The sequence below is a fragment of the Herbaspirillum sp. Her4 genome, assembly GCF_057961335.1.
The window spans coordinates 4,613,427-4,637,904 of sequence record NZ_CM176330.1; the positions used below are offsets into that span (position 1 = coordinate 4,613,427).

General features: G+C 62.1%; 20 protein-coding genes. 5 read left to right on the forward strand and 15 right to left on the reverse strand.

Going from position 1 to position 24,478, the window contains the following annotated elements:
• Position 1 precedes the first annotated feature (1 nt).
• From yoaA to ACWFUC_RS20885, 15 genes are all read right to left on the reverse strand, one after another.
• Complete coding sequence (gene yoaA / locus ACWFUC_RS20815; RefSeq protein ID WP_489623169.1) at positions 2–2,215, reverse strand: DNA repair helicase YoaA; 2,214 nt, start codon at positions 2,213–2,215, stop codon at positions 2–4.
• A gap of 150 nt (positions 2,216–2,365) precedes the next feature.
• Positions 2,366–2,572: a YdcH family protein gene (locus ACWFUC_RS20820; protein WP_006463294.1), complete on the reverse strand. Its 207-nt coding sequence runs from the start codon at positions 2,570–2,572 to the stop codon at positions 2,366–2,368.
• Positions 2,573–2,673: 101 nt separating this feature from the next.
• Positions 2,674–3,606 carry a hypothetical protein gene (locus ACWFUC_RS20825; protein ID WP_489623170.1) on the reverse strand — a complete coding sequence of 311 codons (933 nt, stop codon included), beginning with the start codon at positions 3,604–3,606 and terminating at the stop codon, positions 2,674–2,676.
• An 11-nt stretch (positions 3,607–3,617) separates the two neighbouring features.
• On the reverse strand, positions 3,618–4,715 hold the full coding sequence (zapE, locus tag ACWFUC_RS20830) for a cell division protein ZapE (RefSeq protein WP_134135996.1): 1,098 nt from the start codon (positions 4,713–4,715) through the stop codon (positions 3,618–3,620).
• Between the two features lie 146 nt (positions 4,716–4,861).
• Positions 4,862–6,289 (reverse strand): dihydrolipoyl dehydrogenase, encoded by a 1,428-nt coding sequence (lpdA, locus tag ACWFUC_RS20835; protein ID WP_121041913.1) that lies wholly within the window; start codon positions 6,287–6,289, stop codon positions 4,862–4,864.
• 121 nt (positions 6,290–6,410) lie between these two features.
• A complete protein-coding gene (gene odhB, locus ACWFUC_RS20840) occupies positions 6,411–7,652 on the reverse strand; it encodes a 2-oxoglutarate dehydrogenase complex dihydrolipoyllysine-residue succinyltransferase (protein ID WP_088753356.1) in 1,242 nt (413 codons plus the stop codon).
• Positions 7,653–7,740: 88 nt separating this feature from the next.
• Positions 7,741–10,605, reverse strand: a complete 2,865-nt coding sequence (locus ACWFUC_RS20845) for a 2-oxoglutarate dehydrogenase E1 component (protein ID WP_489623171.1) — start codon at positions 10,603–10,605, stop codon at positions 7,741–7,743.
• 367 nt (positions 10,606–10,972) lie between these two features.
• Positions 10,973–12,274 (reverse strand): citrate synthase, encoded by a 1,302-nt coding sequence (gene gltA / locus ACWFUC_RS20850; RefSeq protein WP_034333988.1) that lies wholly within the window; start codon positions 12,272–12,274, stop codon positions 10,973–10,975.
• A 159-nt stretch (positions 12,275–12,433) separates the two neighbouring features.
• Entirely contained in the window at positions 12,434–12,718 is a 285-nt protein-coding gene (locus ACWFUC_RS20855; RefSeq protein WP_008329929.1) for an FAD assembly factor SdhE, read from the reverse strand.
• Between the two features lie 132 nt (positions 12,719–12,850).
• Complete coding sequence (locus ACWFUC_RS20860) at positions 12,851–13,561, reverse strand: succinate dehydrogenase iron-sulfur subunit (protein WP_006463281.1); 711 nt, start codon at positions 13,559–13,561, stop codon at positions 12,851–12,853.
• Positions 13,562–13,572: 11 nt separating this feature from the next.
• Entirely contained in the window at positions 13,573–15,351 is a 1,779-nt protein-coding gene (sdhA, locus tag ACWFUC_RS20865) for a succinate dehydrogenase flavoprotein subunit (protein ID WP_034333989.1), read from the reverse strand.
• A gap of 2 nt (positions 15,352–15,353) precedes the next feature.
• Positions 15,354–15,719: a succinate dehydrogenase, hydrophobic membrane anchor protein gene (gene sdhD, locus ACWFUC_RS20870; RefSeq protein WP_088753354.1), complete on the reverse strand. Its 366-nt coding sequence runs from the start codon at positions 15,717–15,719 to the stop codon at positions 15,354–15,356.
• Between the two features lie 2 nt (positions 15,720–15,721).
• The gene (gene sdhC / locus ACWFUC_RS20875) at positions 15,722–16,132 is read right to left on the reverse strand and encodes a succinate dehydrogenase, cytochrome b556 subunit (protein WP_039785325.1); all 411 of its coding nucleotides are present in this window, start codon (positions 16,130–16,132) and stop codon (positions 15,722–15,724) included.
• A 166-nt stretch (positions 16,133–16,298) separates the two neighbouring features.
• Positions 16,299–17,084 carry a GntR family transcriptional regulator gene (locus ACWFUC_RS20880; RefSeq protein ID WP_034333992.1) on the reverse strand — a complete coding sequence of 262 codons (786 nt, stop codon included), beginning with the start codon at positions 17,082–17,084 and terminating at the stop codon, positions 16,299–16,301.
• 197 nt (positions 17,085–17,281) lie between these two features.
• On the reverse strand, positions 17,282–17,434 hold the full coding sequence (locus ACWFUC_RS20885) for a hypothetical protein (protein WP_209566882.1): 153 nt from the start codon (positions 17,432–17,434) through the stop codon (positions 17,282–17,284).
• A gap of 116 nt (positions 17,435–17,550) precedes the next feature.
• On the opposite strand from ACWFUC_RS20885, the gene ACWFUC_RS20890 reads away from it, so the two are divergent.
• The 5 genes from ACWFUC_RS20890 to ACWFUC_RS20910 all read left to right on the forward strand — a co-directional run bounded on the left by ACWFUC_RS20890 (position 17,551) and on the right by ACWFUC_RS20910 (position 24,473).
• Positions 17,551–18,540 (forward strand): malate dehydrogenase, encoded by a 990-nt coding sequence (locus ACWFUC_RS20890; protein ID WP_034350453.1) that lies wholly within the window; start codon positions 17,551–17,553, stop codon positions 18,538–18,540.
• Positions 18,541–18,657: 117 nt separating this feature from the next.
• The gene (locus ACWFUC_RS20895; protein WP_489623172.1) at positions 18,658–19,659 is read left to right on the forward strand and encodes an HpcH/HpaI aldolase/citrate lyase family protein; all 1,002 of its coding nucleotides are present in this window, start codon (positions 18,658–18,660) and stop codon (positions 19,657–19,659) included.
• 20 nt (positions 19,660–19,679) lie between these two features.
• Positions 19,680–20,219, forward strand: a complete 540-nt coding sequence (locus tag ACWFUC_RS20900; protein WP_034333994.1) for a hypothetical protein — start codon at positions 19,680–19,682, stop codon at positions 20,217–20,219.
• Between the two features lie 142 nt (positions 20,220–20,361).
• A complete protein-coding gene (acnA, locus tag ACWFUC_RS20905; protein WP_489637316.1) occupies positions 20,362–23,073 on the forward strand; it encodes an aconitate hydratase AcnA in 2,712 nt (903 codons plus the stop codon).
• Positions 23,074–23,225: 152 nt separating this feature from the next.
• Complete coding sequence (locus ACWFUC_RS20910; protein WP_489623174.1) at positions 23,226–24,473, forward strand: DUF2863 family protein; 1,248 nt, start codon at positions 23,226–23,228, stop codon at positions 24,471–24,473.
• The last annotated feature ends 5 nt before the right edge of the window (positions 24,474–24,478 follow it).

Here is a 24,478-nt window from a genome sequence, read left to right on the forward strand (position 1 = left end):
CTCAACCCTCCGCCGCAGCGTCCTCGCCGGCGGCGGCAGCGGCGCGGCGTGCATCCTGCTCGCGGAAGAAGGCTTGTACCACCTCCAGCTCGCGGGTGCGCTTGAAGGGCGGCAGGCTCTGCCAGATACGGCGACCGTAATTCTTGGTGATGATGCGCGGATCGCAGATCATCAGCACGCCGCGGTCGCCCTCGTCACGGATCAGGCGACCCGCGCCCTGCTTCAGGTTGATGATGGCCGCCGGCAGCTGATGGTGCACGAAGCCGTTCAGGCCCTGCTTTTCCATTTCGCTGATACGGGCCGCCAGCACCGGATCATCCGGTGGCGAGAACGGCAGCTTGTCGATGATGACCAGCGACAGTGCGTCGCCACGCACATCCACGCCTTCCCAGAAGCTCTGGCTACCGATCAGCACGCCATTGCCCGCAGCGCGGAAACGGTCCAGCAACTCCGTACGTCCCGCCTCGCCCTGCACGAACAGCGGGAAATCATGGCCGCGCGCCTCGAACTCGGCACGCAGCCGCTCCGCTGCACGATTGACTGCACGCAGCGTAGTGCACAGGAAGAAGCAGCGGCCGCCGGCGGCCTCGATGGTCGGCAGTGCGGCATCGATGACGGCATCGGTGTATTCAAACGAATTCGGCTGTGGCAGGTTCTGCGGTACGTACAGCAGCCCCTGCTCGGCATAATTGAAAGGGCTCGGCCAGGATTGCGCAGGGGCATTCCACAGGCCCATCTGGGCTGCGTAGTGATTGAAATCCTTCTTCACTGCCAGCGTCGCCGACGTGAAGATCCATGAACGCGGCGTACCCTCGCGCTGCTTGTTGAAGATGGGCGCGATCGACAGCGGCGTGCGGTGCAGCTGCAGCGAGGACTGGAAGGCTTCCACCCAGAGCACGTAGAAGGGTTTCTGCGCGGGCGAATCTTCCTGTTCCTCACCCTCGCCTGCTCGCTTGTTGTCGGCGGGCTTGGCCGCTGCCTTGGCGGCGGCTTCGGCCTGGATCTTGGCCAGTTCGTCGGGCGTGCCCCAGTTTTCCAGCTGCCGCAGCAATTCATTGGCACGGTCGCGGCACTGCTCGATGGTCTCGGCACGTTCGGCCTGTTTTTCGAGCACGGCGATCATGTCGTCCATGCAGTCCTTCAGCGTGTCGAGCGACGGGAAGAAGGCGCTGGAAGGCGCAATCTGGTTCAGCGCCAGGCGTACCGATTCTTCCGGGAAAGCCAGCCGCAGATCGCGTGCCGCGCGCTCCACCGGAGCGACCAGGCGCGCCCAGTCAGCGCCATCGCGGGCGTGCGACAGGCCTTCGGCCAGCACGTCGCGGCAGAGTTCGAGAATCTGCGAGGTGGAGATGGTCTCGCCAAAGAACAGCGTGGCCGTATCCGGCAACTGGTGCGCTTCGTCGAAGATGACGGTATTGGCCGAGGGCAGCAGTTCGGCGATGCCGGTGTCCTTCAGGGCCACATCAGCGAAGAACAGGTGGTGATTGACCACCACCACATCAGCCTGCTGCGCTTCCTTGCGCGCCTTCATGACGAAGCAATCCTGGTAGTACTGGCATTCAGCCCCGAAACAGGTATCGCGGGTGGAGGTCACCAGATTCCATACCGAAGCCGTCTCCGGCACCTTGGTCAGCTCGGCCTTGTCGCCGGAGGAAGTGGATTTGACGAAGCGCGAGATCTCGCGCAGGTAGCCCACATCCTCGCGCGCGGTCAGGCGGCCGTTCTGCAGGGTGCGCTCCAGGTGGAAGTGGCAGACATAATTGCTGCGCCCCTTGAGCAGCGCCACCGAGACGGGCGCATGCAAGGCCTTGCGCACGGTGGGGATATCACGATTGAAGAGCTGGTCCTGCAGCGTCTTGGTGCCGGTGGAGACGATGGTCTTGCCGCCCCACAGCAAGGCCGGGACGAGGTAGGCAAAGGTCTTGCCGGTACCGGTACCGGCCTCGGCGATCAGCGTACCCTGATTGGCGATGGCGTCGGCGATGGCCTTGGCCATCTCGGTCTGGGCATGACGCGGGCGATAGCTGCCAACGGCACCGCCCAAGGGACCGCCTTCACCGAACAGGCGCTCGACCTCGGCATCATGGAGACCTGGTTCTTCGGGGGCAGCGCCCTCCGTCCCGGCGGGAGCGGTGCGACTGTCGGCGTTGTGGGCGGGGGCTTCGGGAGCTGTCACTGCGGCAAGCCTGTAGAAGAACACGTGTGGCGCAGGCATCGGCGATACCGGCGCATCTTGCACGTCATTGGGAACAAGGCGCTATTTTACGCGGAGTCGGCAGCCTACCCCCGACTCGCATGAAGGACACAGGAACGTGGACCGCGGATTTCGAGAAGCTCGCCAGCAGGAGCAGGCGCGCAGCGGGGCTCAGGCGGGGATATCGGGGACCAGCTGCATCTTCAGCAGCGCAATGTGGTCCTTCAGTTGCAGCTTGCGCTTCTTGAGGCGGCGCAGTTGCAGGTCCTCCGAACGGGCATCGCGGATGAGCATGTCGATCACGCTATCGAGATCACGGTGCTCGACTTCGAGTTCGATGATGCGGCGCTGGATGTCTTCGCGATGCGTACTGGTCATGATGGCGGCTGGTTGCTGATGTGCTTGCTAGTGTAATGCACCCGCAGGCCCACGCCAAATCGGCATGGGCCTGCGGACGGAGGGGCCAGCGTCAGAACGCCTTACTTGGCGGCGGGCTGCTGCGATTGCTGCTGTTGCTGGTCCTGCTGTTGCTTCTGCTTGCGCTCTGCACGTTCGCGCTCGTTTTCGGCCTTCTTGCGCTCCACTTCCAGGCGATGCTCCTCGGCTTCCTGGATGCGGCGCTGACGTTCGGCGGCGTTGGCGGCGCGCGACGGTGCGCGCGCGGCTTCCTCAGCCTGCTGGCGCTGGACTTCCGCCTCGTGCTGACGCACACGGTAATCGGCCGGCACGTTCTTGTTCTGGTCGATACGTTGCTGGACTTCGCTGTTCTTGGTGCGGCTTTCCTGGACCTTGCGGGCGGAATCGGCTTCTTTCTGCTTCTGGTCGGCCAGGCGGCGGGCGGAATCTTCCTCGTCCTTGGCGCGCTGCTCGGCCAGTGAACGATCACGGTCGTCCACGGTGGCCTGGCGCTGGAACACCTTGGCCTCGTACTCCACCGCCTTGATGCCCTTGTCGGTCAGGCGCTTGCGGTCGCGCGCGGCTTCCAGGCAGTCCGAGACCAGGAATTTGGGATAGCAGGCACGCTGATCAAGGATGTAGCGCAGTTCGGCCACCTGCCGGTCTTCGGCGGCTTCATCCAGCGCCTTTTGTGCCGCTTCGTCGGACTTGATGGAGCCGGCAGGATAACGCTGCGCAATCGGCGCACGCGCTTCCAGTTCGTCGAAGCGTTCACGGCTCATGACGGGCGCGGGGGCAACAGGAGCAGCCTGTGGTGTCGCACCGGCATCGGACGGGCTGACTTGTCCCTGGGCTTGCGCCTGGATCCGTCCCGGCTGTGCGCCGGACGTGGCGCTGGCCGATGCCTGCCCTTGCGCCATGCTGGCACCGGCGGCCAAGGCCAGCATCAGGCCGCACAGGGAAGAAGTGACGCCTTTGGCATCGGCAAAAAGACCTTGCATGGATTTCTTGTTCATCAGGTGGTTGTTCAGGAGAGGCTGTCGGCAATCGAGCGGCGATCCGCATCCAGGTATTCCTTCGACTGCATCTCAATGATACGTGAAACAGTACGGTGGAATTCGTTGGAAAGGGTACCGACGGTGTAAAGCTCGTCCGGCTCCACCGCGGCGGACATGATGAGCTTGACCTTGTGGTCATAGAAGACATCGATCAGCCAGGTGAAGCGGCGCGCTTCCGAAGACATGGCCGCGGACATCCGCGGAATGCCAGACAGGATCACGGTCTGGAACCGGCTGGCCAGTTCCAGGTAGTCATTCTGCGATCGCGGGCCTCCGCACAGCGTAGCGAAGTCGAACCAGATCGCACTGCCCGCACGGCGCAGGGCGCGGATCTCGCGAGCCTCGATGTGGACGCGTGGATCTTCATCAGCCGCCTCGGCCACGGAGGCGAAGGCGGTGCGCAATTCTTCATCGGTCTTGGCGTTGAGGGGCGTGTGGTACACCTTCACCTGCTCCAGCACCCGCTTGCGGTAGTCGATGCCGGCATCGATGTTCATGACGTCCAGCTTTTCCTGCAGCAGCGCAATGGTCGGCAGCATGCGGTCGCGGTGCAGGCCGTCCGGATAGAGCGTGCTGGGCTCATAGTTGGAGGTCATCACAAAGGACACGCCGTGATCGAACAGCCCCTTCAAGAGGTTGTAGAGGATCATCGCATCGGCGATGTCGGAGACGTGAAATTCGTCGAAACAGATCAGGCGATACTTCTTGGCGATGCGCTTGGCGACTTCATCGAGGGGGTCGGAAATTCCCTTCAGTTCATCAAGCTGGCGATGCACATCGCGCATGAATTCGTGGAAGTGCAGGCGCGTCTTGCGCACCACCGGCACCACGGAATAAAAGCTGTCCATCAGGAAGGACTTGCCGCGCCCTACCCCGCCCCACATGTAGACGCCGCGCGGCACGGCCGGGCGGCTGATCAGGCGCTTGAAGGCGGAGGCGCGCTGGGCCTTGTAGGCGACCCACTCCTCATAGGCGCGCTGCAGCCGCTCAATGGCGCGCAACTGCGCTTCATCAGGTTGATAACCGCGCTGGGACAGCGACTGTTCGTAGAATTGACGGACATCCATGGTGTGGTCTTGTAAAACGACAATGGGCGAGCCAGGCTCGCCCATTGGGTTGGCATCTCAATGCGCACTATGCGGGCAACTCGGACGCTGCCAGCCCCAGGGGCTGGCCGGGCGTCGGCGACCCGTATTGTCGCACTGATCGCGCATCAGAAGTTCAATGCGCGCTTGTCCACGGCCAGGGCCGCTTCCTTGGTCGCTTCGGACAGCGAGGGGTGAGCGTGGCAGATACGGGCGATGTCTTCCGACGACGCACGGAATTCCATCGCCACCACGGCTTCGGAGATCAGCTCGGAAGCCATCGGGCCGACGATATGCACGCCCAGGATCTCATCGGTCTTGGCATCGGCCAGGAACTTCACCATGCCCGAGGTATCGCCCAGCGCACGGGCGCGGCCGTTGGCCAGGAACGGGAAGGTACCGGCCTTGTACTGCACGCCTTCGGCCTTGAGCTGCTGCTCGGTCTTGCCGACCCAGGCGATTTCCGGCGAGGTGTAGATGACCCAGGGAATGGTGTTGAAGTTGACGTGACCGTGTTGGCCAGCGATACGCTCGGCCACGGCAACGCCTTCTTCTTCGGCCTTGTGCGCCAGCATCGGGCCGCGCACCACGTCACCCACCGCCCACACGTTGGGCAGGTTGGTCTTGCAGTCGCCATCCACGGCGATGAAGCCGCGCTCGTCCAGCTTCAGGCCCACGCCTTCGGCGTTCAGGCCGATGGTGTTGGGGGTGCGGCCAATCGAGATGATCAGCTTGTCGAATTCGCCGGTGTGGGCTTCGCCCTTGGCATCGGTGTATTCCACGGAGACGCTGTTCTTGCCAGCCTTGATGGTACCGATCTTCACACCCAGGTTCACCGCCAGGCCTTGCTTGGTCAGCAGCTTGTGGGCTTCCTTGGCGATTTGTTCATCGACGGCACCCAAGAAGGTCGGCAGGGCTTCCAGCACGGTCACTTCCGCGCCCAGGCGACGCCAGACCGAACCCATTTCCAGGCCGATCACGCCGGCACCGATCACGCCCAGCTTCTTCGGCACTTCGGAGATGGCCAGTGCGCCGGTGTTGGAGAGGATCAGCTTTTCATCGAACTCGGCACCCGGCAATGCGCGGGCGTTCGAACCGGTCGCCACGATGACGTGCTTGGCGGTGATGGTTTCTTCGGCAGCGCCGGCGACCTTGATCTCGTAACCATTGGCATCGCCCTTGACGAAGGAGCCACGGCCGTGGAAGAAGGTGACCTTGTTCTTCTTGAACAGGTACAGGATGCCGTCGTTGTTCTGCTTGACCACGGTATTCTTGCGGCCCAGCATCTTTTCCAGGTTCAGGCCCAGGCCCTTGACTTCGATGCCGTGCTCGGCGAAGCCGTGGCTGGCGTGTTCGTAGTGTTCGGACGATTGCAGCAGCGCCTTGGAGGGGATGCAACCGACGTTGGTGCAGGTGCCGCCCGGTGCGGGGCCGCCCTTTTCGTTCTTCCATTCGTCGATGCAGGCGGTGTTGAAGCCCAGTTGCGCTGCGCGAATGGCGGCGATGTAACCGCCGGGGCCGCCACCGATGACGACTACGTCAAAATTCTTGCTCATGTGTGTATTCCTGATTCGTTGTGCGCATCCGCTTTGATCTCTTGGTCCAAAGCGGATGCAAAAAGGCGCTGAATGCCTGGGGGCCGTTCAGCGCCTCGCTCACGCCGTGATGGCCGGTTGCTTACAGATCCAGCAGCAGACGGGCCGGATCTTCCAGGGCTTCCTTGATCGCGACCAGCGACAGGACGGCTTCGCGGCCGTCGATGATGCGGTGGTCATAGGACAGCGCGAAGTAGTTGATCGGACGGACCACGACCTGGCCGTTTTCAACCACTGCACGTTCCTTGGTGGCGTGGATGCCCAGGATCGCCGATTGCGGCGGGTTGATGATCGGGGTCGACAGCATGGAACCGAAGGTACCGCCGTTTGAGACGGTGAAGGTACCGCCCGACAGTTCTTCGATGGACAGCTTGCCGTCCTTGGCCTTCTGGCCGAATTCACCGATCTTCTTCTCGATGTCAGCGATGGACATCTGGTCCGCATCACGCAGGATGGGCACCACCAGGCCACGCGGCGAACCGACGGCCACGCCGATGTCGAAGTAGCCGTGGTAGACGATGTCATTGCCATCGACCGAAGCGTTGACGATCGGGTACTTCTTCAGGGCGTGCACGACTGCCTTGACGAAGAAGGACATGAAGCCCAGCTTGACGCCGTGTTCCTTCTCGAACTTGTCCTTGTACTTGTTGCGCAGGTCGATGACCGGCTGCATGTTGATTTCGTTGAAGGTGGTCAGGATGGCGTTGGTCGATTGCGATTGCACCAGACGCTCGGCCACGCGGGCACGCAGGCGGCTCATCGGCACGCGCTGTTCCGGACGGCTTTCCAGGCCAGCCTTGACCGGGGCAGCAACTTGCGCCAGGGCCGGCTTGGCAGCGGCAGCAGGTGCAGCGGCGGGAGCCGACAGGGCACCCAGCACATCACCCTTGGTCACGCGGCCATCCTTGCCGGTGCCGGTGACTTGCGAGGTCGACAGGTTGTTGTCGGCCAGCAGCTTGGCAGCGGCAGGCATGGCGACGTCGCCCTTGGAGGCCAGCTCGGGAGCGGCAACCGGGGTCGGTTCGTTGGTCGATTGCGGTGCCGGGGCAGCCTTGACTTCGGTCGGGGCCACTTGCGCGGAAGCGTCGGTGTCCAGGATGGCGATCACTTCGCCGGCCACGACGGTGGCGCCGTCGGCCTTGATGATCTGGGTGATCACGCCGGCGTCCGGCGAGGGCAGTTCCAGCACGACCTTGTCGGTCTCGATGTCGATCAGGTTTTCGTCACGGGCCACCGGTTCGCCAACCTTCTTGTGCCATTGCAGCAGGGTTGCTTCGGCAACGGATTCCGACAACTGCGGGACTTTTACTTCGATTTGAGCCATTTTCAGGATTCTCCGATTTTCGGGTGATTTCGTTCTTATGGAAACAGGGACGCACTGCCCTCGCAGCGCGTCCCGTTTGCATCGATGATTACTTGGTCAGCACAAAGCCCTTGAGCTTGGCGAAGGCGGTTTCGATCAGCGCCTTTTGCTGTGCGTAGTGCTTGTCGTAGTAACCGACGGCCGGCGAGGCGCTGGCCGGGCGGCCTGCATAGGCCAGCTTCTGACCTTCGGAGAGATTCTCGAAGATGTTGTGCTGGATCTGCAGCCATGCGCCCTGGTTCTGCGGCTCGTCCTGTGCCCACACCAGTTCGTTGAAGTTGGGGAACTGCTTCAACGCGGCCGCGAAGGCCTTGTGCGGGAACGGATACAGCTGCTCGACGCGGATGATGGCGGTATCAGCCTGGCCACGTTCCTTGCGGGCGTTGACCAGGTCGTAGTACACCTTGCCCGAGCAGGCGACGATGCGCTTGACCTTCTTGGCGTCGATGGTTTCATCGACTTCCGGAATCACGGTCTGGAACGAACCCTTGGCCAGGTCGGACAGCGGCGAACCGGCGTCCTTGTTACGCAGCAGCGACTTCGGGGTCATGATGATCAGCGGCTTGCGGAACAGGCGGATCATCTGGCGACGCAGCAGGTGGAAGATCTGCGCAGCGGTAGTGGGCTGCACGACCTGCATGTTGTTGTCGGCGCACAGCTGGAGGTAACGCTCGATACGTGCCGAGGAGTGTTCCGGACCCTGGCCTTCGTAGCCGTGGGGCAGCATCTGCACCAGGCCCGAAGCACGGCCCCACTTCACTTCGCCGGAGCTGATGAACTGGTCCATGACGACCTGGGCACCGTTGGCGAAGTCGCCGAACTGGGCTTCCCAGATGGTCAGGGTGTTCGGTTCCGCGGTCGAGTAGCCGTATTCGAAGGCCAGCACGGCTTCTTCGGACAGCACCGAGTCGATCACGGTGAAGGTGGACTGGTTTTCAGCCACGTTCTGCAGCGGGATGAAGGTACCGGCATCCCAACGTTCGCGGTTCTGGTCGTGCAGCACGGCGTGACGGTGGGTGAAGGTGCCACGGCCGGCATCCTGGCCGGTCAGGCGCACGGCATAGCCGGAAGAAACCAGGCTGGCGTAGGCCAGGTGTTCACCCATGCCCCAGTCCAGGTTCATTTCGCCACGGCCCATGGCGGCGCGGTCGTTCAAGACCTTCTCGACCAGCGAGTGCACCTTGAAGCCTTCCGGCACCGAGGTGATCTTGGTGGCCAGGCGCTTCAGCTCAGCCAGCGGCACGGCGGTTTCGGCCGCATCGGTCCACTTGCGATTCAGGAACGGCAGCCAGTCGACGGCGTACTTGCTCTTGAAGTTGGTCAGTACCGGATCAATGGCGTGCTTGCCGGCATCCATCGCAGCGCGGTAAGCCTTGACCAGCTCTTCGCCGCCATCGGCGGGGATGGTCTGCTGGGTCACCAGCTTGTCGGCGTACAGCTTGCGGGTACCAGGGTGCTGGGCGATCTTCTTGTACATCAGCGGCTGGGTCAGAGCAGGGGTATCTTGCTCGTTGTGGCCCAGCTTGCGGAAGCAGATGATGTCGACCACGATGTCCTTCTTGAACTTCATGCGGTAGTCGACAGCGATCTGGGTGGCGAACACGACGGCTTCCGGATCATCACCGTTGACGTGCAGCACCGGGGCTTCGATCATCTTGACCACGTCCGAGCAGTACAGGGTCGAACGGGAGTCGCGCGGATCGGAAGTGGTGAAACCGATCTGGTTGTTGATGACGATGTGAACGGTACCGCCGGTGCCGTAGCCACGGGTCTGTGCCAGGTTCAGGGTTTCCATCACCACGCCTTGGCCGGCGAAGGCGGCATCGCCGTGCACCAGGATCGGCAGCACTTGCGAACCATCCTTGTCGCCGCGGCGATCCATACGCGCCTTGACCGAACCCTCGACCACCGGGTTGACGATTTCCAGGTGGGACGGGTTGAAGGCCAGCGACAGGTGGACCGGGCCGCCAGGGGTCGACACGTCCGAGGAGAAGCCCTGGTGGTACTTGACGTCACCGGCCGGCAGGTCGTCAGCGTGACGGCCTTCGAATTCGGAGAACAGTTCCTGCGGAGTCTTGCCCAGGATGTTGACCAGCACGTTCAGACGGCCACGGTGGGCCATGCCGATCACGATTTCCTGCACGCCCTTTTCACCGGCGCGCTGGATGGTTTCATCCAGGGACGCGATGAAGGACTCGCCGCCTTCCAGCGAGAAGCGCTTCTGGCCGACGTACTTGGTGTGGAGGTAGCGCTCCAGGCCTTCAGCAGCGGTCAGGCGCTCCAGGATGTGCTTCTTCTTCTCGGAGGAGAAGCTGGGCACGGCACGGGTCGGCTCCAGACGCTCTTCCAGCCAGCGCACTTCCGACATGTCGGAAATGTAGGTGAACTCGGCACCGATGGAGCGCGTGTAGGTGTCGCGCAGCATCTGCAGCAGGTCGCGCAGGGAAGCGGTTTCCGGGCCGAAGTAGGTGTTGTTGATGTTGAACACGATGTCCATGTCGGCATCGGTGAAGCCGTAGAAGGAGGGATCGAGTTCGGGGATGTTGGGGCGTTCCTGGCGTTGCAGCGGGTCCAGGTTGGCGAAACGGGAACCGAGGTCACGGTAGCCGGCGATCAGCTGGGTGACAGCGACGCGCTTGCGGCCCATGTCGGAGTCGGCAGAAGCGATGACGGTGCGGATCGGGCCTTGCTTGGCACGTTCGGCGAAGGAAGCGATCACCGGAGCGTGGGCCACATCGGGACGGGTGGAGCCGTCGGTGGCGGGAACGTGTTGCACGGCGTCGAAGTAAGCACGCCAGTTGTCAGGGACGGAGCCGGGATTGTTCAGGTAGGCTTCGTACAGTTCTTCGATGTACGGAGCATTCCCACCGAACAGGTAGGAGTTGATGTTGTATTGCTCGTAGAGCTTTGTCATTTGCTCACCTTTCTTCGCGCTTCGCGAGATTAGCGGGTTTCTACACCTTCCGCGACACGGCCTGACCGGTTAGCGGATTGCATCAAGTTGTGGGGGAAGGACCTTGTCTACCTGAACTTCTGTACGTCATCCAGTCAGCGCATCGGAATTATATCTCCTAATATCAAATAAAAAAGCGAATCCTAAGGGATTCGCTTTTTTATTTGAAACATGAAGCAACGGGCGTTTCCGCCCGCCAACGCCCGCCCGCAAAGCCTTGCTGCGCGGGCCTCGCTGCCCCCCTCCACACACTCCCGGGAGACGGGAAACGCGGCGTTGCGATGCCTTAGTTGTCCGTCCGACAAGGCAGACGGACAACATCCGCCAATCAGCGCTTGTCGATCGGGGTCACGTCGCGACGCGGCGAGCCCACGAACAGCTGACGCGGACGGCCGATCTTCTGTTCCGGATCCGAGATCATTTCGTTCCACTGGGCGATCCAGCCGATGGTACGGGCCATGGCGAAGATGCAGGTGAACATCGAGGTCGGGATACCCAGGGCGCGCTGCACGATGCCGGAGTAGAAGTCGACGTTCGGGTACAGCTTGCGGGAGACGAAGTAGTCGTCTTCCAGGGCGATCTTTTCCAGCTCCATGGCCAGCTTGAACAGCGGGTCGTCGTGCAGGCCCAGTTCGTTCAGAACTTCATAGCAGGTTTCGCGCATCAGCTTGGCACGCGGGTCGTAGTTCTTGTAGACGCGGTGACCGAAGCCCATCAGCTTCACGCCGGAGTTCTTGTCCTTCACTTGCTTGATGAACTCGGGGATGTTTTCGACGGAGCCGATCTGTTCCAGCATGTTCAGGGCGGCTTCGTTGGCACCACCGTGGGCAGGACCCCACAGGCAGGCGATGCCGGCGGCGATACATGCGAACGGGTTGGCGCCGGAGGAGCCGGCCAGGCGCACGGTCGAGGTCGAAGCGTTCTGTTCGTGGTCGGCGTGCAGGATCAGGATGCGGTCCAGTGCGCGCACCAGGACTTCGTTGACCTGATACTCTTCGCACGGGTTGGCGAACATCATGCGCATGAAGTTGGCCGTGTAGGACAGGTCATTGCGCGGGTACACGAAAGGCTGGCCGATGCTGTACTTGTAGGCCATCGCCACCAGGGTCGGCAGCTTGGCGATCATGCGGATCGCCGAGACTTCGCGGTGGTTGGCGTTGGAGATGTCCAGCGAATCGTGGTAGAAGGCCGACAGTGCGCCCACCGAGCCGGTCAGCACCGCCATCGGGTGCGCATCGCGGCGGAAGCCACGGAAGAAGAAGTTCATCTGCTCGTGCACCATGGTGTGCTGGGTCACGGTCTTGACGAATTCTTCCTTCTGGGTGGCGTTGGGCAGTTCACCGTGCAGCAGCAGGTAGCAGGATTCCAGGAAGTCGCAGTTCACCGCCAGCTGTTCGATCGGGTAGCCGCGGTACAGCAGTTCACCCTTGTCGCCATCGATGTAGGTGATGGACGAGTTGCAGGAAGCGGTGGACATGAAGCCCGGGTCATAGGTGAACTTGCCGGTAGCGCCGTAGAGCTTGCGGATATCGATCACATCAGGGCCGATGCTGCCCTTGTAGATAGGAAAATCTACGGACGGAGAGCCGTCGGAGAACGACAGGGTAGCTTTGATATCGGTATTGGACATAGCTTTTCCTTTTGCTGGGATGGTGAAACCGTTAATCAAACGCCGCGACCGCAAGCCGGGCGTCATCGTGGTTCAGATGCGCCGGGTGGCGAGTGGAAACAGGCCGCGATCGGGCAAAATCGGTCTGGCTTGTGGCCAGGCGCAATATTCGTGCAACAGTCAGGCAGTACGCAGTTTCTTCAGCAACGCATGCACTTGGGGCAGGTCAACTGCCGCTTCCGGCTCCTTGCGGGCCAGCAGCAAGTCCATCAGGTCGTTGTCGGTCAGGTCCATCAGGCGCGAGAAGGCATCCACCTCGTCATCGCTCATCTGGGCCTCGTTGGCATCCAGATAGCGGGTGAGGATCAGATCGTTCTCCAGCAGCCCGCGGCGCGCACGCCAGCGCAGTCGCGCCCGCTTGGCCGGATCATCCTGGTGACGCTGTTCAGTCATGAACTCGCTCATTTCTAGTCTTTCCATTCACTTCAACCGGACCAAAACCGAAGGAACCGGTCGGGGAAGCCGCTTCCAGCCCTGCTCCCCCTTGCTGCCGCCCGCCATGGACGGCGGGTCTGGCAGGCAACACGCCGATCCGGCTTACACCGAACGGCGCACCATCAGTTCCTTGATCTTGCCGATGGCCTTGTTGGGGTTCAGACCCTTGGGGCAGACATCGACGCAGTTCATGATGGAACGGCAACGGAACAGGCGATACGGGTCTTCCAGGTTGTCCAGGCGCGCACCGGTGGCTTCGTCGCGGCTGTCGGCGATGAAGCGGTAGGCTTGCAGCAGGCCGGCCGGGCCGACGAACTTGTCCGGGTTCCACCAGAACGACGGGCAGGAGGTCGAGCAGCAGGCGCACAGGATGCACTCGTAGACGCCATCGAGCTCTTCACGCTGTTCGGGCGACTGCAGGCGCTCCTTCTCGGGCGGGATGCTGTCGTTGATCAGGTAGGGCTTGATCGAGTCGTATTGCTTGAAGAAGTTCGTCATGTCCACGATCAGGTCGCGGATCACCGGCAGGCCGGGCAACGGCTTCAGAACGATGGGTTCGGTCAGTTCGTTCAGGTTGGTGATGCAGGCCAGGCCATTCTTGCCATTGATGTTCATGGCGTCGGAACCGCACACGCCTTCGCGGCAGGAGCGGCGCAGCGCCAGGGAATCGTCAACGTCGGACTTGATGCGCTGCAGGGCATCGAGCAGCATCTTGTCGGTGGGCTTCAGCTCCACCGTCAGGTCTTGCATGTACGGCTTGTCGTCCTTGTCCGGATCGTAACGGTAGATCTTGAATTTCAGGGTGCGAGTCATGTTGCGACCTCTTAGAAAGTACGTGCTTTAGGTTTGAAAGTCTCGACGGTCAGCGGCTGCATGTTGACCGGCTTGTAGTCGAGACGATTCCCCTCGGAGAACCACAGCGTATGCTTGAGCCAGTTCACGTCGTCGCGCTGCTCGTGGTCGCTTTGCGCGTGGGCGCCGCGCGATTCCTTGCGGGCTTCGGCCGAGGTGATGGTGGCCTTGGCGGTTTCGATCAGGTTGTCCAGTTCCAGCGCTTCCACGCGGGCGGTGTTGAAGACCTTGGACTTGTCCTTGAAGGAGACGTGCTTGCGACGCTCATCCAGTTCCATGATCTTTTGAACGCCTTCCTTCAACAGGGCATCGGTACGGAACACGCCGCAGTACTTCTGCATGGTGGCACGGATGTCGTTGGCCACGTCCTGCACGCGCTCGGAACCGGTGCTGCTTTCCAGGTGCGCGATGCGTTCCAGCGAGCGGTCCAGGGCACCGGCCGGGATCGGCTTGTGGCTCTGGTCCTGCAGGCGGCTGCCGACGATGTGGTTGCCAGCTGCGCGGCCGAAGACCACCAGGTCCAGCAGCGAGTTGGTACCCAGGCGGTTGGCGCCGTGCACCGAGACGCAGGCGCATTCGCCGATGGCGTACATGCCCTGCACCACTTCCTTCATCGAACCGCCCTTGGGCGCGACCACCTGACCGTGGATGTTGGTGGGGATGCCACCCATCTGGTAGTGGATGGTCGGCACGACAGGGATAGGCTCCTTGGTCGCATCGACGTTGGCGAACTTGTGGGCGATTTCCAGGATCGAGGGCAGGCGCTTCTTGATGGTGTCGGCACCGATGTGGCGCAGATCCAGCAGCACGTGATCCTTGTGGGGACCAACGCCGCGGCCTTCCTTGATTTCCTGGTCCATCGAACGCGAGACGAAGTCACGCGGTGCCAGGTCCTTCAGGGTCGGCGCATAGCGCTCCATGAAGCGTTCACCGTTGCTGTTGATCAGGATGCCGCCTTCACCGCGCACGCCTTCGGTAATCAGCACGCCCGCACCGGCCACGCCGGTCGGGTGGAACTGCCAGAACTCCATGTCCTGCAGCGGCAGGCCGGCACGTGCGGCCATGCCCATGCCGTCACCGGTGTTGATGAAGGCATTGGTCGATGCCGCCCAGATACGGCCTGCACCGCCGGTGGCGAACAGGGTGGTCTTGGCGTGCAGCATCATGATTTCGCCGGTTTCCATTTCCAGCGCCACCACGCCGAGGACATCGCCCTCTTCGTTGCGGATCACGTCCAGCGCCATCCACTCCACGAAGAAGTGGGTCTTGGCGCGCACGTTGCGCTGGTACAGGGTGTGGAGCAGCGCGTGACCGGTACGGTCAGCGGCCGCACAGGCACGCTGCACCGGCTTTTCGCCCAGGTTGGCGGTGTGGCCGCCGAAGGGACGCTGGTAGATGGTGCCGTCCGGGTTGCGGTCGAAGGGCATGCCGAAGTGTTCCAGCTCGTAGACGGCCTTCGGTGCTTCGCGGCACATGAACTCGATGGCATCCTGGTCGCCCAGGTAGTCCGAACCCTTGACGGTATCGAACATGTGCCAGTACCAGTTGTCTTCGGACATGTTGCCCAGCGAAGCGCCGATGCCGCCTTGGGCAGCCACGGTGTGCGAGCGAGTCGGGAAGACCTTGGACAGGACAGCGACGTTCAGGCCGGCTTCGGCCAGTTGCAGCGAGGCGCGCATGCCGGAGCCACCGGCGCCGACGATGACCGCGTCAAAGCGGCGGGTAGTGATGGCGGATTTGATAGCAGCCACGATTAGTTTCTCCAGAGAATCTGCGCAGCGTAGCCAGCGCAACCGATCAGCCACACGATAGTGGCAACTTGCAGGACCAGACGGGTGCCAACGGGCTTGACGTAGTCCATCAGCGCGTCACGCACGCCAATCCAGGCGTGGAAGAACAGCGCCATGAACACGGCAAAGGTGGCCACCTTGAACCATTGATGCGAGAACAGCGCCGCCCAGCCCTGGTAGCTGAAGTTGGTCGAGGTGAAGAAGCACACCAGCAGGATGACGGTGTAGACGGCCATCACGACGGCGGTCGCGCGTTGCGCCAGCCAGTCACGCAGGCCATAGTGGGCGCCAACGACCAGGCGCTTGGGTCCGATGTTGTTATCAGCCATTTTCAGAACACTCCGAACAGTTTCAATGCGACCAGGATCATCAGCGCGATGCTGACCACCAGGACAGTTGCCGAGGACTTGCGTGCGCTGTCCTTGTCCAGGCCAACGTGGTTGTCCATGATCAGGTGGCGGATGCCGGCGCAGAAGTGATGCAGGTAGGCCCAGGAAAGTGCCAGGATGACGAGCTTGACGAACCAGCCCGAGACGAAGCCCTTGAGATAGGCGAAAGTACCTTCCGAGAGCAGGCTGCTGTCCAGCAGGAACAGGATGAAAGGCAGCATCAGGAACAGGAACAGACCGCTGATGCGGTGCATGATCGAGACGATGGCTGCCAGAGGCATGCGATAGCCGGCAATTTGGGTTAGGTGTATGTTACGAAATTGCGGCCGTTGTGGTTTAGCGGCTTCAGACATACAAGGTTCTCCTCAGTTTAAAACAATCATGCAATTTTCGCCGATTTTCGAAATCACCATCAACTTTTATTGCGCTTCGCAGCATGCCGAAAAGGCTTGACACCAGCCCTTCTGCGCTGGGCAGGCAGGACCCGCCAGCACCCGATCATGACCGGTTTCGGTTTGCTCAGCTCAACTCGCTTTGGTAATGATGATTCGTCGTCAGGTACAGACCGCGCCGCATTTCCACCGGCTTGTCGCCATAGGTAAATGAAGCCCGCTCCACACTCAGCAACGGCGTTTGGGGCGTTACGCCCAGAAACTCTGCGGCATCCGGATCCGCCCCGACGGCACGGATGCGTTCTTCGGCACGGATCATGCGCGTGCCGAACTCGGACTCGAACAGGCCATACAAGGGCCCGCGGTATTCCATGAGGCGCTCGGCCGTCAACCCCTTGAAAATGGCACCAGGCAGCCAGATGTCTTCGAGGATGATGGGAGTGCCGTTGAAGGACTTGACACGGCGAATGAAAATGACGGAGTCACCCGACTTCATGTCGAGCTGACGGGCCACTTCGGCCGAGGCGCGAACGCGCTTGACTTCTATGATCTTGTTTTCGGGACGCTGTGGCTCGTCGCTGTCGGCCATCAGCCGCAGGAAGCGGAACTGCGCCTGGGTCTCGTGGTGGGTGGCAACGAAGGTTCCCTTGCCCTGGCGGCGCACCACCAGGTTTTCGGCTGCCAGTTCGTCGATGGCCTTGCGCACCGTGCCCTGGCTGACCTTGAAACGACTGCCCAGTTCGACTTCACTGGGAATGAGCTCACCGGGTTTCCACTCACCGGCTTCGAGGCGCTGCATGATGAGCGCCTTGATCTGCTGGTACAACGGACTGAAGGTGGGCGCCGGACTGGCAACACCCGCCCCCGCGGCGTGCGCGTCGACGTTGTTTGAATTGGGCAGGATCGAGCTCATAACCTCGAATTTCACCACAAAACTCCTTCCGGCGTCCAGCAAAAACTAGGCAATAATATGTCTTATATAAGACATAAGATATTGATTGACAGCAGTCTTTCGCAAGCCTACACTCGCGAGCAACCTGAAGAGCCGCAAGGCAGGCAGGAAGCGATGTACCGGCCAGTAGACGATAACGAGAATCGCTCTCATCAAGATCATTCCGATGCGGTGGTTTTCTGCAGGCAGAACACAAGTTTGACAGGTTTTTGATTTGTCGGCAGAGCCCGGTCCGAAACCAACTGACTCGCTGCGTTTTCGACGGTATCATGGCGGCCTAACAAGAATTCGAGGAAGTCGCGCATTTTCATGCGCAAACCAGAAGCCACCGCTACACGGCCCTGCCGCGCCTTGCGCGACGCGACCGCAAGCTGCGCTTCGCTGCAGTCTGAATGCTTTTTTTCATCACCTCTTTTGGAGATTCAACATGGCTAAAGCCCCCATGCGTGTTGCCGTCACCGGCGCCGCCGGTCAGATCGGTTACTCCCTGCTGTTCCGCATCGCCAACGGCGACCTGCTGGGCAAAGACCAGCCGGTCATCCTGCAACTGCTGGAAATCCCTGATGAGAAGGCTCAGAAGGCGCTCAAGGGCGTCATCATGGAAATCGACGACTGCGCCTTCCCCCTGCTGGCTGGCGTGACCGCCCACAGCGATCCGATGACCGCCTTCAAGGATGCCGACATCGCCCTGCTGGTGGGTGCCCGTCCCCGTGGCCCCGGCATGGAGCGCAAGGACCTGCTGGAAGCCAATGCCCAGATCTTCACCGTGCAAGGCAAGGCACTGGACGCAGTCGCATCCCGCAACGTCAAGGTGCTGGTGGTCGGCAACCCGGCCAACACCAACGCCTACATCGCCATGAAGTCGGCCCCGAACCTGCCGGCCAAGAACTTCACCGCCATGCTGCGCCTGGACCACAACCGCGCCCTGTCGCAAGTGGCTGCCAAGATCGGCAAGCCGGTCTCGGCCATCGAAAAGCTGTGCGTGTGGGGCAACCACTCGCCGACCATGTACGCCGACTACCGCTTCGCGACCGCCGATGGCGCTTCCGTCAAGGACACCATCAACGACCAGGAATGGAACAAGAACGTGTTCCTGCCCACCGTCGGCAAGCGCGGTGCCGCCATCATCGAAGCCCGTGGCCTGTCCTCGGCCGCTTCGGCCGCCAATGCCGCCATCGACCACGTGCGTGACTGGGTGCTGGGCACCAACGGCAAGTGGACCACCATGGGTATCCCGTCCGACGGTTCCTACGGCATCCCCGAAGGCACCATGTTCGGCTTCCCGGTGACCACCGAAAACGGCGAGTACAAGATCGTCCAGGGCCTGGAGATCGATGAGTTCTCGCAAGAGCGCATCAACATCACGCTCAAGGAACTGCTGGAAGAACGCGAAGGCGTCAAGCATCTGGTCGGCTAATTGACCACGGCGCGGCGGCCCTTGCCGGCTGCCGCGCCGATCGTTTTGCAGCATCGCCGTATTGCAGTACGTGACATCACCCGTTCCGACAACCTTACCCCGCTCTCAATCGCAGCAATGCATCCTTCCCAGGTCTTGTTCCCAGGTGCCCAGCAACCGGTCTCGCTTCCGGTGTGCGATCACTACGCCGGCTCTGAAAAGCTGATGCGCAAGTCGATGGCCCTGCAGCAGGAGCTCGGTCCCTTGTTCGACATCACCTTCGACTGTGAAGATGGCGCTGCCGCCGGCAATGAAGCCGCGCACGCCGAACTGGTCGCCTCGCTCATCACCGGCCCCGGCAATGTCCACCGCCGCATCGGCGCGCGCCTGCATGACGTGGGCCATGCGCATTTCGAGCAGGACGTGGCCATCATCTGCGGCGCCGCTGCGCGCGAGCTGGCTTACGTGATGTTGCCCAAGCCTGAAGGCATCGAGGACGTGCTGCGTGCCCTGGAGAGCATCAACCGTGCCGCCAATGCGGCCGGCCGTGCGCAGTTGCCGGTGCAGGTCTTGATCGAGACCCATGCTGCCCTGGCCGACGCCGGCAAGATCGCCGCCCTGCCCCAAGTGCAGTCGCTGTCGTTCGGGGTGATGGATTTCGTGTCGGCCCATTACGGCGCCATTCCCGGCAGCGCCATGCGCTCGCCCGGACAGTTCGACCATCCGCTGGTGCGCCGCGCCAAGCTGGAAATTTCTGCCGCCTGCCATGCGCACGGCAAGGTGCCGTCGCACAACGTGACCACCGACATCAAGAATCCCGCCGCCGTGGCTGACGATGCGCGCCGCGCGGCACAGGAGTTTGGCTATACCCGGATGTGGAGCATCCATCCGGACCAGATTCGCCCGATCGTGCAGGCCATGTCCCCGGCCACGGAAGAAGCCGACCTGGCGGCACAGATCTTGCTCAAGGCGCAGGCGGTGCAGTGGGGCCCGATCCAGCATCAGGGCAACCTGCACGACCGCGCCAGTTATCGCTATTACTGGAGTATCCTGCAACGCGCGCACGCCACCGGCACCGCGCTGCCGCCGGAGACTGCACCCTGGTTCGCCCGCGGCGACTCCCCCTCAACCACGCAGTAAACTTGTTTCGACCGACGTCCATGAAAAAGCACCTGACTCTCATCGCCCTGCTGGGCGCCCTCTTCGCCACCGCCGGCATCACTGCGGCGCACGCTGAAACCGATACCAAACCGGCGGCCAAGAAAAAGGTCGTCAAGAAGGCGCCGGCCAAGAAGGCCGCTGCTGCAGCTGCAGCAGCCCCCGCCGCCAAGATGCCGTTCTCTTCCGACGCCGAAGATGACGACAGCGAACCCGAACTGGGCGGCACCCTGTCGGCCGACTTCCAGTGCGAAATGGGGCACAAGCTGACCATCTGGAAGAACGAAGCCGACGACAAGCACATCGCCATCCGCTGGGACAAGCGCATCCACCGCCTGACCCGCGTGGAAACCACCACCGGCGCCAACCGCTTCGAAAACCGCAAGATGGGCCTGGTCTGGATCGGTATCCCGGCCAAGGGCCTGCTGCTGGACTCCAAGAAGGGCCAGCAACTGGCCAATGAATGCAAGAACGCCGAGCAGATCAAGGCCGCCGAAGCAGCACCGGCAGCCACCGTCGCCGCGGCACCCCAGAAGAACTGAGCCGGCAGGCAACCGCCAGCTCATCGCGTATCAAGCAACACAGAATCACAGAATCAGGCAGCACCCCGCAGTTCACCATTGCAGCGCAAACCGGATTCGACTAGCTAGCATCACTAAATTGCCAAATTAAGGAGAAGAGGCCATGTCTCGCAACACATTGAACACCCTGAAGGAATTCCCGATTTCCGGTTCCAAGAAGGGCAAGTTCTACTCCCTGCCCGCCCTGCAAAAGTCGCTGGGCGTGAATATCTCGCGTCTGCCGGTGTCGATCCGCATCGTGCTGGAATCGGTGCTGCGCAACTGCGATGGCCAGAAGGTCACCGAAGAACACGTCAAGCAACTGGCCAACTGGGGTGCCAAGGCCGCCCGCGTGGATGAGATCCCCTTCGTGGTGGCCCGCGTGGTGCTGCAGGACTTCACCGGCGTGCCGCTGCTGGCCGACCTGGCCGCCATGCGCAACGTCGCCAGCAAGCTGGGCAAGAACCCCAAGAACATCGAACCGCTGGTCCCGGTGGATCTGGTGGTGGACCACTCGGTGCAGATCGACCACTTCCGAGAGAAGAAGGCACTGGACCTGAACATGAAGCTGGAATTCTCGCGCAACAACGAGCGCTACCAGTTCATGAAGTGGGGCATGCAAGCCTTCGACACCTTCGGCGTGGTGCCCCCGGGCTTCGGCATCGTGCACCAGGTCAACCTGGAATACCTGGCACGCGGCGTGCACAACAAGACCGGTGTCTACTACCCTGACACCCTGGTCGGCACCGACTCCCACACCACCATGATCAACGGCATCGGCGTGGTCGGCTGGGGCGTGGGCGGTATCGAAGCCGAAGCCGGCATGCTGGGCCAGCCGGTCTACTTCCTGACCCCGGACGTGGTCGGCGTGAACCTGACCGGTGCGCTGCGCGAAGGCGTCACCGCCACCGACCTGGTGCTGACCATCACCGAACTGCTGCGCCAGACCAAGGTCGTGGGCAAGTTCGTCGAATTCTTCGGTGAAGGTACCGAATCGCTGTCGCTGACCGACCGCGCCACCATCGCCAACATGGCCCCGGAATACGGCGCCACCATGGGCTTCTTCCCGGTTGACGACGCCACCATCGACTACTTCAAGGGCACCGGCCGCACCAAGGCCGAGATCGACGCCTTCGAAGCCTACTTCAAGGCGCAAGGCCTGTACGGCGTGCCCAAGGCCGGCCAGATCGACTACACCCAGGAAGTCTCGCTGGACCTGGGCACCGTTGCCCCATCGCTGGCAGGTCCGAAGCGTCCGCAAGACCGCATCGAGATCGGCAACGTCAAGTCGACCTTCTCCGACCTCTTCACCAAGCCGACCGCTGAAAACGGCTTCAACAAGAAGGCCGAAGACCTGACCGCGTCCTACAAGAACGCCGACGGCGTGGATGTGCACAACGGTGACGTGCTGATCGCCGCCATCACCTCCTGCACCAACACCTCCAACCCGAGCGTGCTGCTGGCAGCCGGCCTGCTGGCCAAGAAGGCCGTGGAAGCCGGTCTGAAGGTGGCCCCGCACATCAAGACCTCGCTGGCGCCTGGCTCGCGCGTGGTGACCAAGTACCTGGAAGCGGCTGGTCTGCTGCCTTACCTGGAAAAGCTGGGCTTTGGCGTGACCGCCTACGGTTGCACCACTTGCATCGGCAACGCCGGCGACCTGACCCCGGCCATGAACGAAGCCATCGTCAAGAACGACGTGGTGGCGGCCGCCGTGCTGTCGGGCAACCGCAACTTCGAAGCCCGTATCCACCCGAACATCCGCGCCAACTTCCTGGCCTCGCCTCCGCTGGTCGTGGCTTACGCCATCGCCGGCAATGTCACCCGTGACCTGATGACCGAACCGGTCGGCAAGGGCAAGGGCGGCAAGAACGTCTACCTGGGCGACATCTGGCCGACCTCGCAAGAGATCGAAAAGCTGCTGAAGTTCGCCATGAACGCCAAGACCTTCAAGGAAAACTACGCCGATGTGAAGGGCGCTCCCGGCAAGCTGTGGGAAGCCATCAAGGGCGTCGCCAAGGGCGAAGTCTACAACTGGCCGAGCTCGACCTACATCGCCGAGCCGCCGTTCTTCGAGAACTTCAGCGAAGAGCCCAAGGCTGCTGCCACCGGCATCAGCGGTGCCCGCGCCCTGGGCGTGTTCGGCGACTCGATCACCACCGACCACATCTCCCCGGCCGGTTCCATCAAGGAATCCAGCCCGGCCGGCAAGTGGCTGCAAGCCAATGGCGTGCTGAAGGCGGACTTCAACTCCTACGGCTCGCGCCGCGGCAACCACGAGATCATGATGCGCGGCACCTTCGCCAACGTGCGTATCAAGAACCTCATGATTCCGGCCAAGGAAGACGGCTCGCGCGTTGAAGGCGGCATCACCATTCACCAGCCTTCCGGTGAAGAAATGTCGATCTACGACGCCGCCATGAAGTACGTGGCTGAAGGTACCCCGACCATGGTCTTCGGTGGCGAAGAGTACGGTACCGGCTCCTCCCGTGACTGGGCTGCCAAGGGCACCCAGCTGCTGGGCGTGAAGGCCGTGATCGCACGTTCCTTCGAGCGTATCCACCGTTCCAACCTGGTCGGCATGGGCGTGCTGCCGCTGCAGTTCCTGGGCAACGACAGCGTGCAGTCGCTGGGCATCACCGGTGAAGAAAGCTTCGACCTGAAGGGCCTGGAAGGCGAGATCAAGCCGCAACAGGAAGCCACCCTGGTGATCCATCGCAAGAACGGCGAGACTCAGGAAGTCAAGCTGCTGCTGCGCATCGACACCCCGATCGAAGTGGACTACTACAAGCATGGCGGCATCCTGCCGTTCGTGCTGCGTCATCTGCTCGCAGCCTAAGCAGCGTCCGTAGTCCCCTGCAGTACAGAAACGCCGGATTCGTCCGGCGTTTTTTATTGCCCCTTGGCGCTGTGCAATGGCCGCGGCGGCTGACAGGACTGACAAATCATCTACAATAGGCGGTTTCGTTTCCACAGATACAGATAGCCTACATGCGTCGTCCCGCCAAACGTTCCTCCTCCAAGCTTTCTGCCGACAGCCAGCATCTGGTGACTTTTGCGCAAGCCATCGCGCAGGCCTCCAGCCGGCTCGAAGAGCGCGCCTGGCTGAAACCCCTGGACGCCCTGCTCAACAAGCTGCTGCGGGCCGGCCAGCAGGGCCTCATCGATGCTGCCCTGGATCATCTCTTCAAGGCCGACCTGGATGCCTACGACATCCTGATCGAAGCCGTCGAGGCCGGCAGCGAAGCCACCTCGCTGGAACACGAAGGCCAGGACTATGACGTGCAGCTGCTGGTGCTGCCGGTGCTGGCCTGGACCCGCTTTGCCATCGCCTCCGGCCCCATCGGCGGCGAGCTGCTTACCGCCATCGGCGCGCACCTGCATGCCCACGTACTGGCCAAGGAGGCCCGCCTGGCACTGGCACCGAGCCTGTTCTCGATCGAGCAGCTGCCGCGCGTACACGCCGACGTCTTCGCCCTGACCCGCCAGATGGGCCAGACCGCCCTCAAGACCGGCCCGGTGCAGCTGCGCGGTGAACAGCCGCCCACTGCCGCCTTCCTGGCCGATACCCGCTACGTCATCGCCGCCGTGGTGGTGCCGGCCGGCGAAGCCCTGTTCCACTGGCAGGAAAGCGAACAGCAGAGCCACTTCTCGGCCCGGAAAGAGGCCGCCTTCGAAGCCTGGACCCAGCAGGCCACCCCGCTCTTCACGCGCCTGCTGCCGGGCTGCAGCGTCGAACTGCTGCTGCCGCAAGCCTATTTCTTCGGCTGCCGCGAGGCCGACAAGCGCATTCGCCCGGCCTCCATCCGCGCCGCCGATTACTTCCTGACGCAGACCCTGGACATTTCCTCCTCCGAACTGCACGCCAGCATCGGCGGCTTCTCCGAGGACATCAATGGCCAGATCGATGAATACCGCATCGGTTTTTCCATCGGCGGCGATCCGACCGTGGTCTATGGCACGGTCTGGCCGCTGTATGAACAGGAAAGTGGCGAAGATCTGCCCATGATGATCCCGACCGGTGCCGGTCTGCTGGAAGGCATCCCCACCAGCCCGCTGCAGCAGATCCTGACGGTGCTGCGCGAATGCGGCATCGTGCACATCAAGCATCATGCAGAACGCTTCACCATGGAGTTTTGCGACGACTGTGGCGCACCGCTCTTCCCTGACCGCGAAGGTGAACTGGTGCACGCGGAAATGCCGGAAGATACGCCTCCTCCGGTCGAGCATTTCCACTGAGAGAT